The following is a 15,905-nucleotide window of genomic DNA, read 5'->3' as shown; positions in this document are numbered from 1 at the left end:
ACAGCTGTTTGAACCAAACATTCGGAGACAACAATGAAGAAAATGATGCGCATGACCGTGATCGCCGGCTGCCTGGCCGCCTCCGCCGCCTGGAGCGCCGCCGCCCTGGCCGGCACGCTGGCCGTCAACATCGCCTACAAGGGCGCCGTGCAACGCACCGTGTGGCAATCCACGGTCGATGAATTCAAGAAGGCCAACCCGGACGTCGACGTCAAGGTGTCCTTCATCGAGGAAGAAGCCTACAAGGTGCAACTGCCGGGCTGGCTCTCGACCCAGGCCCCGGACATCATCAACTGGCACAACGGCGAACGCATGGCCTTCTACGCCAGCCGCGGCCTGCTGGAAGACCTGAGCGAAGACTGGAAGAAGAACGGCTGGGACAGCACCTACGCCTCCACCAAGGAAGCCTCGTCCTGGCAGGGCAAGCAATACTCGGCACCGACCGTGTATTACTCCTGGGGCATGTTCTATCGCAAGGACCTGTTCAAGAAGGTCGGCGTTGCTGCAGAACCCAAGAGCTGGGATGAATTCCTGGAGGCCTGCAAGAAGTTGAAGGCCGCCGGCATCGCCCCCATCGCCGTGGGTGGCCGTGACGCCTGGACCCTGGCCGGCTGGTTCGATTACCTCGACCTGCGCATCAACGGCAACGCCTTCCACCAGCAGTTGATGGCCGGCGAGGTGGCCTATACCGACCCGCGCGTCAAGAAGGTCTATACCGCCTGGAAGAGCCTGATCGACAACAAGTATTTCATCGACAATGCGCTGTCCTATGACCTCGATGGCGCCCAGCCCTTCCTGTTCCAGGGCAAGGCCGCCATGATGTTGATGGGCACCTTCATCGCTAAGGGCTTCCCGGCCAAGCTGGCACCGGAGATGGGTTACTTCCAGTTCCCCATCATCGATGCCAATGTACCGACCGCCGAAGAAGGTCCGACCGAATCCATCCACATCCCGGCCAAGGCGCGCAACAAGACCGATGCACGCCGCTTCATCGCCTTCGTGGGTACGCCTGCCATCAGCGCCAAGCTGGCCGATGGCCTGGGTTCGCTGCCGGCCAACAGCAAGTCGCCGGCCCCGGCCGATCCGATCTCGCGCATCGGCTTCGAGATCCTCTCCAACGCCAAGGGCGGCATCTCGCAGTTCTATGATCGCGACATGACCAAGGAAATGGCCGATGAAGGCATGAAGGGCATGCAGAAGTTCCTCAGCGACCCGACCAGGATCGATGACGTGCTCAACGAGCTGGAACAAAGCCGCAAACGTATCTACAAGAAGTCCTGATCGTCGTCGTTGATGCCTGGCTGGTCCAGGCAGTCCATCCGGGCCATCCCGCCTGCCCCGTGCAGCAGCGGGATGGCCCGCAGAAAAAGAAGGAGACCCCGCCATGCTAGCGCCCACATCCGCCGCGCAACCGCCTGCGACCCAACCCGCTGCCACGCCGGTCTCGGGCCCGCAGCGCAGTGCCGCCCGCCGCAATCGCGCTGCCTTCTGGTTCCTGGCGCCGGCCTGCGTGATGACGCTGGTCTACGTGCTGTACCCGATTCTTTATACGATCTATCTCAGCTTCTTCAGCTGGGATGGCATGACCGATCCCAAGTACGTGGGCCTGGCCAACTACATCGAACTGTTCCATGCGCCGACCTTCTACACGGCCTTGAAGAACAACGTACTGTGGCTGCTCATGTTCCTGCTGGCCCCGCCCATGGGCCTGGCCATCGCGCTCTACCTGAACCAGAAAGTGGCCGGCATGCGCGTGGTAAAGTCGCTGTTCTTCGCGCCCTTCGTGCTCTCGGGCGTGGTGGTCGGGCTGATCTACAGCTGGTTCTATGACCCCAGCTTCGGCCTGCTGTCGCTGATCCTGGGCCAGGGCGTGCCGGTGCTGGGCGATGCGCGCTATGCCACCTTCGGCATCATCTTCGCCGCCCTGTGGCCGCAGACGGCGTATTGCATGATCCTGTTCCTCACCGGTCTCACCGCCCTGAACCATGACCAGGTGGAAGCGGCCCGCATGGAAGGGGCCAAGGGCTGGAGCATGCTGCGCTACGTGATCCTGCCGCAGCTGCGTTCAACCACCTTCATGGCCTTCGTGGTCAGCATCATCGGCGCGCTGCGCAGCTTCGACCTGATCTCGGTGATGACCAGCGGCGGTCCTTACGAAAGCTCCACCGTGCTGGCCTATTACGCCTATGACCAGGCCATCAAGTATTACCGCCAGGGCTATTCGGCGGCCGTGGCGGTGACGCTCTTTGCCATCATGCTGGTCTACATCATCTATCAACTGCGCCGCATGCTGCGCGACGAACGCTGATCATCCGTCGCCGCACGTCCATCGCCCAACGTTCAAGAGAAAAGAGAGATCGCCATGTTCCCCATGCCGATAGAAAAATGGAAGCCGGTCAACCGCGCGCTCTACCGGGCTTCGCTGCCGGTGGCGCTGCTGATCTGGCTGCTGCCGATGCTGACCGCGCTGGTCACCTCGATCCGCTCCAACGATGAACTGATGACCGGCAACTACTGGGGCTGGCCGCAGGACTTCGCCATGCTGGAGAATTACCGCGAGGCGCTGACCGCCTCGCCCATGCTGCATTACTTCTGGAACAGCTGCCTCATCACCATCCCCTCGGTGATCGGCGCCATCTCGCTGGCGGCCATGGCCGGCTTTGCGCTGTCGACTTACCAGTTCCGGGGCAACACGGTGCTCTTCGCCACCTTCGTGGCCTGCAACTTCGTGCCGCAGCAGATCCTGATGATTCCGGTGCGCGACCTGTCGCTGTCGCTGGGCCTGTTCAACACCATCACCGGGATGATGCTGTTTCATATCGCCATGCAGACCGGATTCTGTACCTTGTTCCTGCGCAATTTCATCAAGCAGTTGCCCTTCGAGATGATCGAGGCGGCGCGCATTGAAGGGGCCAGCGAATGGACCGTGTTCCATCGCATCGTGCTGCCGCTGATCCGGCCGGCACTGGCCGCGCTGGCGGTGCTGGTATTTACCTTCGTGTGGAATGATTACTTCTGGGCGCTGGTGCTGACCCAGGGTGATGACGTGGCGCCCATCACCGTGGGCGTGGCTGCGCTGCGCGGACAATGGACCACGGCCTGGAACCTGGTCTCGGCCGGATCCATCCTGGCAGCGCTGCCCTCGGTGATCCTGTTCTTCGTGATGCAGAAGCAATTCGTGGCCGGGCTGACCTTCGGGGCCAGCAAGGGCTGAAGCGTCGCGGCTCCCTTGCCGCAGGGCTGGCACTCCCGCCTCGGCGCCTCTCAGTGGTACCGGGGCGGGAGCCCGCTCTGGATCATCAATGGGTCATTGCGCCAGCGGCGGCGAGGCGCCGACAGCGGGTATCGGCGCTTGCGCAGCCTGGGCCGGCGTTTCGTACCCAACACCCATGGCCTGGTAGAGCGTGGCCGTATCGTTCATGCGGCTGGCGGTCGCACGAATCTCACCCAGCCTGGCATTGAGATATTGGCGCTCGCCCGCGCGCGCCGCACTGGCCGGGTAGGCTCCCAGTTGCGCACGCCGCTGTGCATTGCGCCAGCCCTGTTCGGAGGCCGTGCGCGCGGCGGCCGAGGCCTGCAAGGCATCGGCATCCTGGGTCAGCGCCACCAGGCTATCGGCCACGTTCTGGAAAGCATTCAACACGGTCTGGCGATAATGCGCTTCGGCGGCGAAATAGGCTTCCTTGGCCGCATCGCGCCTGGCGCGCAGGGCACCACCATGGAACAGCGGCTGCGTCAGCGACGCCCCCAGTCCCCAGACTGCGCCGGCACCGCCGGTGGCCTTGGCCCAGGAAAACCCGGACTGGCCGAAGGACGCACTGATGGACAGGCTGGGGAACATCTCGGCCGTGGCCACCGCCTGTTCGGCCGCCGCCACCTTCAGCGCCGCATCGGCGGCGAGGATGTCGGGACGCTGCTTGAGCAGTTCGGAAGGCACCGTCATCGGCACCTGCTCGGGCAGCTTGAGGCTGGCGATATCGAGATCGCTTGGCGCGGCGTCCGGCGTACGTCCCATCAGCACCGCCAGGGCATGGCGCGCCCCCTGCCATTGCGCCTTCAGCGCCGGCAGGCTGGCGCGCAATGATTGGGCGCTGGCCCGCGCGGACAACACATCATCATTGGAGACTGCACCCAGTGCGAGCCGCCGCTGCAGCTCCTCCACATCGGCATCGGCCAGTGCCACCAGGCGTTCGGTATCGGCCACCTGCGCGCGCAGCGAGGCGGCATTGATGGCGGTGATGACCACATTGGCGGCCACCGCCCGGCGGGCCGCGTCGAACTGGTAGGACTGGGCATCGACTTGCGCAGCCAGTGCCGAGTTGGCGAAGCGCTCCACGCCGAACAGATCGAAGGTATAGCTGGCGCGGATCTGGCCGGCGAAGACGTTGTAGAGATTGGTGGTCGGGCCGATGTTGGGCAAGCCCAGGGCACGCTGGCGCTGGGCCTGGCCGACCGCATCGATGGTGGGCCAGAGCGATTCATCGATCTGCGCACGCAATTGCAGGCGCGCGCTGGCCAGGTTGCGGTCCGCCTCGGCCAGCGAATGATTGCTGCGCAAGGCTTCCTCGACCCAGGCGGACAATGCCGGCGAGCCATACGCGCGCCACCATTGCGGCACGGAGCGCTGGCCCAGCACGAAGGTCTGGCGGGCCTCCTGCGGACCCAGTGCCGCCCGGGTGGCCTCGGCGGCGTAATGGGCCGGCTGGGGCGTGGCAGGCGCCTCCCCGGTCGGGCCCAGGGCGCATCCGGAGAGCAGCAGCGCGGCGGCCAGGGCCACGACGCGCACCTGCGGGGCGGACATCAAACGAACTGCGCTCATCAGTGACTCCCTTGCGCGGCATGGTCGCGGTGATGGGTTTCATCCGGCTTGACCCGGTAGCACAGCGCATACAGCGCCGGCAGGTAGAACAGGGTCAGGATGGTGGCGATGGTGATGCCGCCCATCAGGGCAGTGGCCATCGGACCGAAGAAGTTGCTGCGCAACAGCGGGATCAATGCCAGCACGGCCGCTGCAGCGGTCAGCGTAATGGGGCGGAAGCGGCGCACGGTGGCCCCGACGATCGCATCAAAACGGCCTCGGCCGGCGGCGATGTCCTGCTCGATCTGGTCCACCAGAATCACCGAGTTGCGCATGATGATGCCCAGCATGGCGATGGTGCCCAGCATGGCCACGAAGCCGAAGGGCTGGCCAAACAGCAGCAGTGCCCCCACCACGCCGATCAACCCCAGCGGTGCGGTCATGATCACCATCAGGGTGCGGCCGAAGCTTTGCAGCTGCACCATCAGCAGCAGCAGCACGGCGATGACCATCAGCGGCATCTGCTCCGAGATCGAGGATTGCGCCTTGGCGTTTTCTTCCACCGGTCCGCCGACGTCGATGCGATAGCCCACCGGCAACTCGCTGCGCAATGCATCGAGCTTGCGGTTGACGTCATTGGTGACGTCGATGCCCTGCACGCCGGCGTGCACGTCAGCCAATACGGTGATGGTCGGCTGGCGATCACGCTCCCAGATCACGCCGTATTCCAGCGTGTTGTGGAACTGGCCGAGCGCGGCCAGCGGCACCGGGCCGTTGGCCGTGGGCATGGACAAGGTGGCCAGGCGCGAGGGGTCCACCCGCTCGCTGCGCGGGGCACGCAGGTCGACGCCGATGAGCTTGTCGCGTTCACGGTATTGCGTCACCGTGAAGCCCGACAATTGCATGGCCAGGAAATTGGCAATCTGCTGGCTGCTCAAGCCCAGTTCACCGGCACGCTTCTGGTCGATCTCGAAAGACACCGAACGCTGGGCCGGTTCATCCCAGTCGAACTGGATGTTGGTGGCGCGGCTCTCCTTGCGCAATTCGGCGGCGACCTGTTCGGCAATGGCGCGCACCTTGGGAATCTGTTCGCCGCTGATGCGGAACTGCACCGGGAAGCCCACCGGCGGGCCGTTCTCCAGCCGCGTCATGCGTGTACGTGCGCCGCTGAACTGCTTGCGCAGCGGCTCCTCCAGGGCGCGGGCCAACGCTTCACGATCTTCCACCGACTTGGCGGTGACCACGAATTGCGCAAAGTTGGGGCTGGCCAGTTGCTGGTCCAGCGGCAGGTAGAAGCGCGGCGCACCGACCCCGACGAAACTGACTACGTGGTCGATCTGCGGACGGTCCTTGAGCAGGGCTTCCATGCGCACGGCCTCACGTTGCGTAGCTTCAAAGGAGGCGCGCTCCGGCAGGTGCAGGTCGATCAGCAATTCGGGGCGGTCGGAGCTGGGGAAGAATTGCTGCGGCACCAGCGCAAAGGCCGCCAGGGAACCGATGAAGAGCACCGTGGTGGCAATCACCACCCGCCCCCGGAAAGCCACGCACCAGGCCACCGAACGGCGCAGCCAGGTGTAGATGCGGGTCTGGTAGATGGGATGGTCGTGGTCTTCCTCATCATGGCCGGCATGCGGATTGGCGGCGATCTGTTCATCGGTGAGCGCGCCCGGTTTCTCCTTGAGCATGTGGTAGCCCAGGAGCGGAATGAGCACCACCGCCGCCAGCCACGACAGCAGCAACGCAATGGCCGAGACCTCGAAGATGGATCGCGTGTATTCCCCCGTGCCGGACTTGGCCAATGCGATCGGCAGGAAGCCGGCCACCGTCACCAGGGTGCCGGTCAGCATCGGGAAGGCGGTGCTGGTGTAGGCGAAGGCCGCGGCGCGGCGGCGGTTCCAGCCCTGCTCCAGTTTCACTGCCATCATTTCGACGGCGATGATGGCGTCATCCACCAGCAAGCCCAGCGCCAGCACCAGCGTGCCCAGCGAGACCTTGTGCAGGCCGATGTCGAACAGGTACATGAACAGCGACGTCACCGCCAGCACGATGGGAATCGAGATCACCACCACCATGCCGGTGCGGATGCCCAGCGATACCAGGCTCACCACCAGCACGATGGCGACCGCTTCGGCCACGGCTTCCAAAAAGTCATCGACTGATTTTTCCACCGCATGCGGCATGCTGGAAACCGCCGTCAGCGTGAGACCTGCGGGCAGGCGCTTGCGCAATTGTTCAGTGCGCTCGTCCAGGGCACGGCCCAGGTGGATCACGTCGCCGCCCGGCTGCATGGTCACGCCGATGCCCAGCACCGGCTGGCCATTGGCACGCATCTCCTGCTCCTGCGGTTCGTCGTAGCCGCGCGTGATGGTGGCGATGTCGCCCAGGCGGAAGTTGCGGTTGTTGACGTGGATGATCTTGTCTTCCAGCGCGCGCAGGTTGTCGAACTGGCCGGTGGGACGCACGTAGACGCGGTCACTGCTGGTGGTGATGAGGCCGCCCGGCACCACCGCATTTTGCCCGCCGATGGCGTCGGCCAGTTGCTGCGGGCTGATGCCCAGGCGCGTCATGCGGGTGTTGCCGATGTCGATGTAGATGCGTTCCTGGCGCTCGCCGAAGTAATCGATCTTGGCCACGCCCGGCACATGCAACAGTTCGCCGCGCAGCTGGTCGGCATAGTCGCGCAGTTGCGCTGGCGTAAAACCATCGCCGGCCAGTGCATAGATGTTGGTATAGACGTCGCCGAACTCGTCATTGAAGTAAGGGCCCTTGACGCCCTGTGGCAAGGTGGCCGCGACGTCACCGACCTTCTTGCGCACCTGGTACCAGGTCTGCGGCACTTGCGAGGCGGGGGCCGTGTCCTTGATGGTGAAGAAGAGCTGCGACTGCCCCGCGCGCGAATAGCTGCGCAGGAAATCCACATCGGGCGTTTCCTGCAGCTTGCGCGCGATGCGGTCGGTGATCTGCTCCTGAACCTGGCGCGCGGTGGCGCCGGGCCAGTCGGTCTGGATCACCATCACCTTGAAGGTGAAGGGCGGATCTTCCGATTGCGACAGGCGCGAGTAGGAACCGATACCCAGCAGGGTCACCAGCGCCAGGATGAAGGTCACCAGCGCCTGGTGCTGCAGGGTCCAGGCGGAGAGATTGAAACGGCCGGGCGCGCTCATAGGGCGAAGTCCTCGGCATGCAAGGGCGCTACCGGCTTGACCTTCTCGCCCACGGTGAGGGTATGCACGCCTTGCACCACCACCTTGTCCTGTGTGGCCACGCCTTGCGAGAGCGAGATGCTGCGCTCGCCATAAGCGGCCACCGTGACCGCACGCAATTCCAGCTTGCCCTCGTTGCCAACGATCCATACCGCAGGCTTGCCGCCCTGATGGAACAGGGCGGTCGCCGGGAGCAGCAGCACCTGGCCCTGCGCCGTATCGGCCGGGGTGATCTTCACTTCACCGGTCATGCCCAGGCGCACGCTGGCGTCCGGCTGTTCCAGGGTGACCTTGATGCGGAAGGTACGGCTCTGCGGATCGGCCGCCGGGCTGACTTCACGCACGCGGCCCTTGTAGGTCTTGCCGGGCAAGGCCGCCAGCGTGACCTCGGCGGCGGCACCGGGCTGCAGGCCGGCCAGCTGGCGGTCCGCGACATCAGTGACCACGTCCACCGCACCCGACCAGGCCAGCGAATAGACCGGCTGGCCAGGACTCAACACGTCTCCGGTATTGGCCTGCTCGGCGCTGATGACGCCATCATGCTGGGCCACCAGGGTGGTGTAGTCGCGCTGGTTGCCGGCCACCGAGGCGCGGGCCTGGGCGGCCTTGAATTGCGAGAGGGCAGCGGCGTGCGCATCCTGGCTCTGCTCCAGTTGCTGGGCGCTGATGAGCTGTTCGGCGGCTTGTGCGGTGTCGCGCTGCAGTTGCTTCTGCGCCGCGTCCAGATGCTGGCGGGCGGAGTCCAGTTCGGCGCGGGCCGAGGCGGCATTCTGGTCGGCGTCCGAGGGATCGAGACGCGCCAGCACCTGGCCCTTGCGCACGGGGTCACCCAGATGCACGCGGCGTTCCACCAGCTGGCCGGCCACGCGGAAAGAGAGCGAGGTCACATAGCGCGACTGCACTTCGGCCGGCAGGTGCAACGGCCGGGTGCTGCCACGTTCCTGCGCCTGCAGCACCACCACTTCACGCGGAGCCTCGGCCACCGGCGCGGGCTTGCTGCAGGCCGAGAGCAACAACGTGAAGGGAATCGCCAGCAGCGCCACGCGCGCCAGCGGGGCGCGGCGAGAAACCGGGACAGATGTGGAAAGACGGCCGGAACACGGACGGTAGACTGGCTTCACAGCATTCCTTTCGGGAAAGGGTGGTGTCAGGTGTCGGATCGCGGCGCGTTCCGCATCTTTACAAAAGTTCAGCGATTCTAATGCACATATGAATTCAGATGCAAGCTTGTATCCGAATACAACAGTGTTAGAATCCAGCCCCATGACACGCCAACGACTCAGCCGCGAGCAAAGCCGTGAGCAGACCCGGGAACGTCTGCTGGAGGCGGCGCACGCGGTGTTCATGCAGAAGGGATACGCGCAGGCCAGTGTGGAGGATATCAGCACGGCCGCCGGATATTCGCGCGGCGCCTTCTATTCCAATTTCGATGACAAGGAGCAGCTTTTCTTCGAGCTGCTGCGCCGTGAAGGCGAGAGCATCGACCGCGGCTTCGAGCGCATCCTCGATGGCGGACTGACCGATCCGGCAGCCCTGCGCGACGCGCTGGCGGTGCAGTATTCGGCGCTGTACCGCGATGACAAGTGCAGCCTGCTGTGGATGGAAGCGCGCATCATCGCACTGCGCGACGAGAAATTCCGTGCCCAGCTCGATACCTTCCTGGAACAGCGCTACGGCCAGATCACCGCCTTCGTCGAAGCCTACTGCCACCTGACCGGTACCGCCCCGGGCGCACCGCCGCGCGAGATCGCCATCGGCCTGATGGCCTTGTGCGAAGGCGTGAGTTTTTCCTATCGCTGCGTGCCGCACATGGTCGATGGCAAGACCGCCGAATCGGTGCTGGCGTGGTTCCTCAAGGCGTCCATTGCGGTCGCTGCCCCCGTGGCTCCCCCTGCTGCTCCCGACGCAAAAAAGGCGGTGCGCAAACCCGCCACCGCCCGCAAGAAACGCCCGCCTGCCGACTGATCCGGGCTAGCCGGCCGTCTTCAACGGCGCGCAGAGCCACTGCGCGATCTGCGGCCAGGCCTCGGCCAGCGTGCGTCCCCCCATGAACAGGCCGATGTGGCCGCCCGGCACCACGCGCTGCGTGATGTGCTCGGGTGCCGTACCCACCAGCTGCGCCGCGTTGAGCACCTGCTCGGGGGTGGTGATGTCGTCGCGCTCGCCGGCCAGCAGGTAGAGCGGGCAGGTGATGTCGCGCAGGTTCAGCATCTTGCCCAGGGCGACGTACTGGCCGCGCGCCAGCAGGTTGTCCTTGAAGATCTGGCGGATGGCCTGGAGATACCAGCGTCCCGGCAGGTCGATCGGGGTTTCGTACCAGGCGGCGAAGGTCTCGCGCTTGGCCAGGTAGACGGGATCATCGATGTGCTGGAACAGGTCCACGTGTTCGGTGAAATAGTGCTCGTCGGGGTGCATGTTCTTCCAGCCCTGCAGCATGAAGCTGCCGCGCATGAGTCCGCCGCCGGTACGCACCAGGTCTTCGTAGAAGCGGATAGGAGTGCGGTCCACCATCTGCTTGAGCGGCCCGTCGCCGGCCCCGGCATCGATGGGGGAACCGGCCAGCACCAGGCGCTGTACCTTGTGCGGAAAGCGCGCGGCAATCATGGCCGAAATCCATCCGCCCTGGCACAGGCCGACCAGGTTGGCGCGCCCGCCCAGTTCATCGATGACCACGCACAGGTCGGCCAGGTAGTTGTCGATCTCCAGGTCCTTCATGTCTTCGCTGGCGCTGTGCCAGTCCGTCAGGAAGACGTGCCGCACCCCATGTTCGAGCAGAGTCTCCACCAGGCTCTGGCCCTGGTAATAGTCGGCAATCACCGAGGTGTGCCCGGCATAGGGCGCCACCACCAGCGTGGGCACCGCATGGGACGCAGCGGCCTTGCCGTATTCGCGCAGGCTCAGGGTACGCAAGGCCAGGCGCACCTTATTGGCGGTGGCCATCTGCGGGTGATGCAAGGCGTGCAGCTTGGCCTCCTCTTCCAAAAAGCGCAGGTGCTTGTCCACTACGTCCTGCCCCTGGCGGAAGACTTCGGTGGCCAGCATCATGGGCCAGAACAGCGGGACGCAGCCGGGACCGGCGGGCGCGGCATCGTGCGCGGCATGGGGGGCGTGGCTGGCAGGGGAAGTCGTCATGGAAGGCTCCGGGGGGATTGGATGAGTCTTGCCGCATCGTCGGCAATGACCTGTTCTTCATTGGTCGGGATCACCAGCACCCGCACACGGCTGGCCTGGTGGCTGATGCATTCGAGATGCTGGGCATTGGCGCTCTCGTCGAGCTGCACGCCGAGCCAGTCGAGGCGCGCGCAGATGGCCGCACGCATGCGGGCGTCGTGTTCGCCGATGCCGGCCGTAAAGACCAGCGCATCCATGCCACCCAGGGTGGTGGCCAGGCGCGCGGCTTCGCCGGCACAGCGCAGGGCAAACAATTCGAGCGCCTCGCGCGCGGCCGCCTCCTTGCTCTGCTGCAGGGTCCGCACGTCGGCGCTCACACCGGACACCCCCAGCAGGCCTGACCGGTGATACAGCAAGTCTTCCAATGCTGTGGGCGTCATGCCCTGCTGCAGCAGGTACAGCAGCACGCCCGCATCGAGCGCCCCGCAGCGCGTGCCCATGGGCACACCCTCCAGCGTGGAAAATCCGGTACTGGCATCGACGCTGCGTCCGTTCTGGATGCCGCACAGGCTGGCACCGTTGCCCAGGTGCGCCACCACCACGTTGCCGTGTGCCTCGGGCAACTGGCGGCGCCGCAATTCACTGGCGATGTAGCTGTAGGAAATGCCGTGGAAACCATAGCGCAGCACGCCCTCCTCATGCAGCTTGCGCGGTAGCGCAAAGCGGCGCGCCAGGGCATCCTGGCTGGCGTGAAACGCGGTATCGAAGGTGGCGGTCTGCGGCAGCCCCGGACGCAGCCGCGCGATGGCGCGGATCAGGCGCAGGTTCTGCGGCTGGTGCAAGGGCGCCAGCGGGGCCAGGGCTTCCAGTTCCTGTTCGATGCGTTCGTCCAGCAGGACCGGGTGCGCCAGATGCAGCCCGCCGTGCACCACGCGATGGCCCACCGCACACAGGGCGCCCTGCTCATGGCCCACTTCGAGCTGGTGCAGCACCTGTTCCAATACCTTGTCCATGGAGGCGGCAGGATCAGCATCGATGCCCATCTCGGAAGTCACCCCCTCGATCTCCAGGCGCAGCCGCAAGGGAAACAGATGCAGGTCGAGCTGGCCGTGGCCGATCTTGCTGGCGCTGCGGCCGTCGAGGCGAAAGACGCCCAGCTTGATCGAGGAGGAACCCGCATTGAAGGTCAGCAGCCAGCGGTTCATGTGCTCTCCTTGCCGATGGCCTGCACCTTGCTGCGCGACGCGAACAGGCGCGCCAGTGCAGAAGAGGCCAGCCGCACGCGCAGGCTGTCGGCGCGGCTGGTGAGAATCACCGGCACGCGCGCCCCCAGCACCAGCCCGGCGGCCTCCGCCTGCGACAGGTAGATCAATTGCTTGGCCAGCATGTTGCCGGCCTCCAGGTCGGGCACCAGCAGGATGTCGGCGCTGCCCGCCACGGGCGAATCGATCTGCTTGATGCTGGCCGATTGCAGGCTGATGGCGTTGTCGAAGGCCAGCGGTCCGTCCACCAGCGCGCCGGTGATCTGGCGCCGCGTGGCCATGACGGTAAGGGCCGCCGCATCCAGGGTGGAGGGCATGGCCGGGTTGACCGTTTCGACTGCCGCCAGCACCGCCACATGCGGACGCGGCACGCCCATCACGTGCAGCAGGTCGATGGCGTTCTGGCAGATGTCGCGCTTGTGGGCCAGGGTGGGCGTGATGTTGATGGCCGCGTCGGTGATGATGAGCGGCTTGGCGTAGGTGGGAATGGCCATGGCGTAGACATGGCTGATGCGGCGTTCGGTGCGCAGCCCCGAACCGGCGGCGACCACCGCACCCAGCAATTCATCGCTGTGCAGGCTGCCCTTCATGAGCGCGGCCACCCGCCCCTGGACGGCCAGTTCGACCGCGCGTGCGGCAGCGGCGTGGCTGTGTTCGGTGGATTCGATCTGCAGGCCCGCCAGCGACAGGCCCGCCGCTTCGGCGACCCGCCGTATCTTGGCTTGCGGCCCCACCAGGAGCGGCTCCAGCAGGCCTTCTTCACGCGCCTCGAGTGCGCCCTGCAAGGCCTCGGCAGAACAGGGATGGACCACGGCCACCCGCATGGGCTGTGCGCCCAGGGCATCGCGGATGAGTTGACCGTAGCGCTCGGCAGGCGTGGCCTGCGCAGGTGGGAACATGTCGACCTCCTTTGGGGGATGGCATGACGCAGGACGCGCTCATGCGGGCTTGCTGTGTCGCAGCATATCCCCGGCAGGAGGTGAGTTCAATTGCAGGGCTGTCCGCCGGGGGGACAGAGAACACAAAGCTTGATCTGGTTCAACTTTGGTCCCGTGATCCGGTCGATCAGGCCGGCGCCAGAGCCAGCACATGCTGGCGCGCGCGCTCGGCGGGCATCGGTTCGGCGAAGTAATGGCCCTGCATGGCGTGACAGCGCATGGCTTGCAACACCTGCAGGTCTTCCTCGCTCTCCACGCCTTCGGCCACCACCTGGAAGCCGAAGGACTCGGCCAGCTGCAGCACCGCCGAGACCAGGGCCTGGTTCTCGGTCTGGTCGGCCAGGCCGGTGACGAAGCTGCGGTCGATCTTCACGCGCGAGACATGCATCTGGCGCAGGAAACCCAGCGAGGAATAGCCCACCCCGAAGTCGTCGATGGCGATGCTCACGCCCTGCATCGCCAGCGAAGTCAGTGTCTGGGTGGCGGCCTGCAGGTCCAGCGCGGTCTCTTCGGTGATCTCGATTTCCAGCATGCGGGCGGGCAGGTTCTGGCGCTTGAGGGTGTCCGCCACCAGGTCCTCGATGACGATGCGCTCCATTTCGCGCGGCGAGATGTTCATCGACACGCGCAAGTCGCTGCGGCCGTTGTCCTGCATGAAGCGGATCATCGCCGCGACTTCCCCCATGATGAAACGCAGCAGTTCTTCGGACAAACCGGCCAGTGCCGCAATCTCGATCAGATCAGGCGGTGCGATGGCGCCGTGGCGGCGGTGGGTCCAGCGCAGCAGCGCTTCGAAGCCGTCCAGCGCACGCCCGCCATCACAGACGATGGGCTGGAACCAGACCTGCAGTTCGCCATCGGCCAGTGCCTGCGCAAGGTCGCGCTCGACATCGCGCTTCATCTGCAGATGCGCATCGAGCACCGCGTTGAAGACCTGGTACTGGTTGCGGCCACGGCGCTTGGCCTCGTACATGGCGGCGTCCGAGCAGACCAGCATCTCGTTGATGTCGTCCCCGCGCGAGAGGTAGATGCCCACGCTCAGGCCGATGTGGCGATGGGCCAGGCGGGAGAAGGGCTGGCGGATGGCCGCGATGAAGCGCTGGGCCACCTGTTCCGGCAGCTCTGCCTGTGCCGTCAGCCGATAGAGGATCACGAATTCATCGCCGCCCAGGCGCGCCAACGTGGCGCCCTCGGGCAGGGCGGCCTGCAGGCGCCGTGCCACTTCGATGAGCACCTGGTCGCCCGCTTCGTGGCCATAGGCGTCGTTGATGACCTTGAAGCCATCGAGGTCGAGGAACATCAGGCAATGCCGGTCCTGCTGCTGGGCCAGCACCTGGGTGGCCACCTGCATGAAACCGGCGCGGTCCAGCAGGCCGGTCAGCAGGTCGTGCTCGGCCTGGTACTGCATGCGCGCGGCGAACTGGCGCAGGTCTTCGTGCGCCACGGCCAGGGCCTGGTTGGCGGTGGTGGCTTCGTTCTTCAGCGCGCAGGCGCGCGAGAACATGCGCTCGCCCACGCGCGCACCGCGGATCAGCCCGGCGAGATAGATCACGGCGGTGGCGGCCAGGGCCAGGCGGGTCGGGGTACGGTTGAATGCGAGCAGGCAGAAGATCACCGACAACAGCGGCGGCGTGATGAAACTGATGGGGATGCGGGCAAAGGCAAATCCGTGCGTGACCGCACCGGCCGTGATGCCGCACACGCAGGTGAGGTAGAACAGCGTTTCGGGCGTGGTGTAGCCCTCGCTCAGCCAGGGCATGCCGGCCCAGGCGATGCCCGAGACCAGGGCCAGGATCCAGTGCAGGCGCAGGTTCAGTTCCACCACGGCGCCCTGGCCGGCGGGCTCGCCGCGCCGGTGCATCCACGGCACCAGCTGCGCCACGCGCTGCGGCGACAGACGGCACAGCGGGATGCGCACCACATTGACCAGCGTGGCGCAGGCCAGCCACACCAGGGCAATCCAGATCTTGCCGGAATGCCAGGCCACGAAAGTGGAAATGCCACTGAGCACGAAGGCCACCGGAATGGACAGCATGACCGTATGTCGCGCAGCCGATAGCTGGTCGGCGCGGATCAGTTGTCGCAGTGCGATCCGGGAGGCCTGGTCCCCGGCGCCGGTTTCTGTCTTGAGTTCGTTCACTTCTCCATCCCGTCATGCCCGTCTGCGCTGCCGGCCGAGCGGCCAGGCAGAACCGGCTGGGCCTCCCTGCCCAGGGTAGCGCTACCGGTCGCGCGTATTATCCAATGAATAAGAAGAATTCCCGTCAAAACATGAGCCCGATTGAGATGTATCAACGAGTTGTTGGCGCGGAAGAGACAAGCTCCGGGCTTGTTGGAACCCATTTCATGACCTGGAGAACCCTCATGTCCCAAGACAACGGCAACTGGTTATCGGCCGAACAGGCCGTCATGCCCGATGGCAGCGAACGTCACAACTTGCCCCTGGTCAACAGGAAACTGCCGCAGTTGTCGCCGCAACAGGCCGCCGGGGACGCCTCGGTGGCGGCATCTGAAGACGCGCCGCCACTGCCCACCACGCCATCGGCGGCCGGCTGAGTTTTCCCGCAGCAACAATTCCTGGAGGGATTTCCGG

Annotated in this window: 11 protein-coding genes and 1 pseudogene; 5 read left to right on the top strand and 7 right to left on the bottom strand. The window is 65.4% G+C overall.

Going from position 1 to position 15,905, the window contains the following annotated elements; translation table 11 throughout:
- Window positions 1-33 precede the first annotated feature (33 nt).
- The 3 genes from ACLRDN_RS01285 to ACLRDN_RS01275 all read left to right on the top strand — a co-directional run bounded on the left by ACLRDN_RS01285 (window position 34) and on the right by ACLRDN_RS01275 (window position 3,214).
- Window positions 34-1,281: an ABC transporter substrate-binding protein gene (locus tag ACLRDN_RS01285; protein WP_413458638.1), complete on the top strand. Its 1,248-nt coding sequence runs from the start codon at window positions 34-36 to the stop codon at window positions 1,279-1,281.
- 103 nt (window positions 1,282-1,384) lie between these two features.
- Entirely contained in the window at window positions 1,385-2,308 is a 924-nt protein-coding gene (locus tag ACLRDN_RS01280; protein ID WP_145605906.1) for a carbohydrate ABC transporter permease, read from the top strand.
- A 54-nt stretch (window positions 2,309-2,362) separates the two neighbouring features.
- Window positions 2,363-3,214 (top strand): carbohydrate ABC transporter permease, encoded by an 852-nt coding sequence (locus ACLRDN_RS01275; protein ID WP_413458637.1) that lies wholly within the window; start codon window positions 2,363-2,365, stop codon window positions 3,212-3,214.
- Window positions 3,215-3,307: 93 nt separating this feature from the next.
- Here ACLRDN_RS01275 and ACLRDN_RS01270 read toward each other — a convergent pair whose 3' ends face one another.
- Genes ACLRDN_RS01270 through ACLRDN_RS01260 form a run of 3 tightly spaced genes read right to left on the bottom strand, consistent with a single transcriptional unit; the run spans window position 3,308 to window position 9,122 of the window.
- Window positions 3,308-4,819 (bottom strand): efflux transporter outer membrane subunit, encoded by a 1,512-nt coding sequence (locus tag ACLRDN_RS01270; protein WP_413458636.1) that lies wholly within the window; start codon window positions 4,817-4,819, stop codon window positions 3,308-3,310.
- Entirely contained in the window at window positions 4,819-7,962 is a 3,144-nt protein-coding gene (locus ACLRDN_RS01265) for an efflux RND transporter permease subunit (RefSeq protein ID WP_413458635.1), read from the bottom strand. The genes ACLRDN_RS01270 and ACLRDN_RS01265 overlap by 1 nt, the downstream gene beginning before the upstream one ends.
- On the bottom strand, window positions 7,959-9,122 hold the full coding sequence (locus ACLRDN_RS01260) for an efflux RND transporter periplasmic adaptor subunit (protein ID WP_413458634.1): 1,164 nt from the start codon (window positions 9,120-9,122) through the stop codon (window positions 7,959-7,961). The genes ACLRDN_RS01265 and ACLRDN_RS01260 overlap by 4 nt, the downstream gene beginning before the upstream one ends.
- Window positions 9,123-9,264: 142 nt before the next feature.
- Between ACLRDN_RS01260 and ACLRDN_RS01255 the strand changes: the two genes are divergently transcribed.
- Window positions 9,265-9,966 carry a TetR/AcrR family transcriptional regulator gene (locus tag ACLRDN_RS01255; RefSeq protein WP_413458633.1) on the top strand — a complete coding sequence of 234 codons (702 nt, stop codon included), beginning with the start codon at window positions 9,265-9,267 and terminating at the stop codon, window positions 9,964-9,966.
- 6 nt (window positions 9,967-9,972) lie between these two features.
- On the opposite strand, the gene ACLRDN_RS01250 is transcribed toward ACLRDN_RS01255, so the two are convergent.
- The 4 genes and pseudogenes from ACLRDN_RS01250 to ACLRDN_RS01235 all read right to left on the bottom strand — a co-directional run bounded on the left by ACLRDN_RS01250 (window position 9,973) and on the right by ACLRDN_RS01235 (window position 15,452).
- Window positions 9,973-11,133 (bottom strand): alpha/beta fold hydrolase, encoded by a 1,161-nt coding sequence (locus ACLRDN_RS01250; RefSeq protein ID WP_413458632.1) that lies wholly within the window; start codon window positions 11,131-11,133, stop codon window positions 9,973-9,975.
- Complete coding sequence (locus ACLRDN_RS01245; protein WP_413458631.1) at window positions 11,130-12,317, bottom strand: acetate/propionate family kinase; 1,188 nt, start codon at window positions 12,315-12,317, stop codon at window positions 11,130-11,132. Before ACLRDN_RS01245 ends, ACLRDN_RS01250 begins: the two co-directional genes overlap by 4 nt.
- Window positions 12,314-13,267 (bottom strand): annotated as a pseudogene (locus ACLRDN_RS01240) (bifunctional enoyl-CoA hydratase/phosphate acetyltransferase); the annotation flags it as partial. The gene ACLRDN_RS01245 and the pseudogene ACLRDN_RS01240, both read right to left, overlap by 4 nt.
- 172 nt (window positions 13,268-13,439) lie before the next feature.
- Window positions 13,440-15,452 carry a putative bifunctional diguanylate cyclase/phosphodiesterase gene (locus ACLRDN_RS01235; protein WP_413458630.1) on the bottom strand — a complete coding sequence of 671 codons (2,013 nt, stop codon included), beginning with the start codon at window positions 15,450-15,452 and terminating at the stop codon, window positions 13,440-13,442.
- 224 nt (window positions 15,453-15,676) lie between these two features.
- On the opposite strand from ACLRDN_RS01235, the gene ACLRDN_RS01230 reads away from it, so the two are divergent.
- A complete protein-coding gene (locus ACLRDN_RS01230) occupies window positions 15,677-15,868 on the top strand; it encodes a hypothetical protein (protein WP_413458629.1) in 192 nt (63 codons plus the stop codon).
- Window positions 15,869-15,905 lie beyond the last annotated feature (37 nt).

This window comes from Herbaspirillum huttiense (genome assembly GCF_047300815.1).
Lineage (GTDB): Bacteria > Pseudomonadota > Gammaproteobacteria > Burkholderiales > Burkholderiaceae_D > Herbaspirillum > Herbaspirillum huttiense_A.
This window is presented reverse-complemented; position numbering and strand designations above follow the sequence as displayed.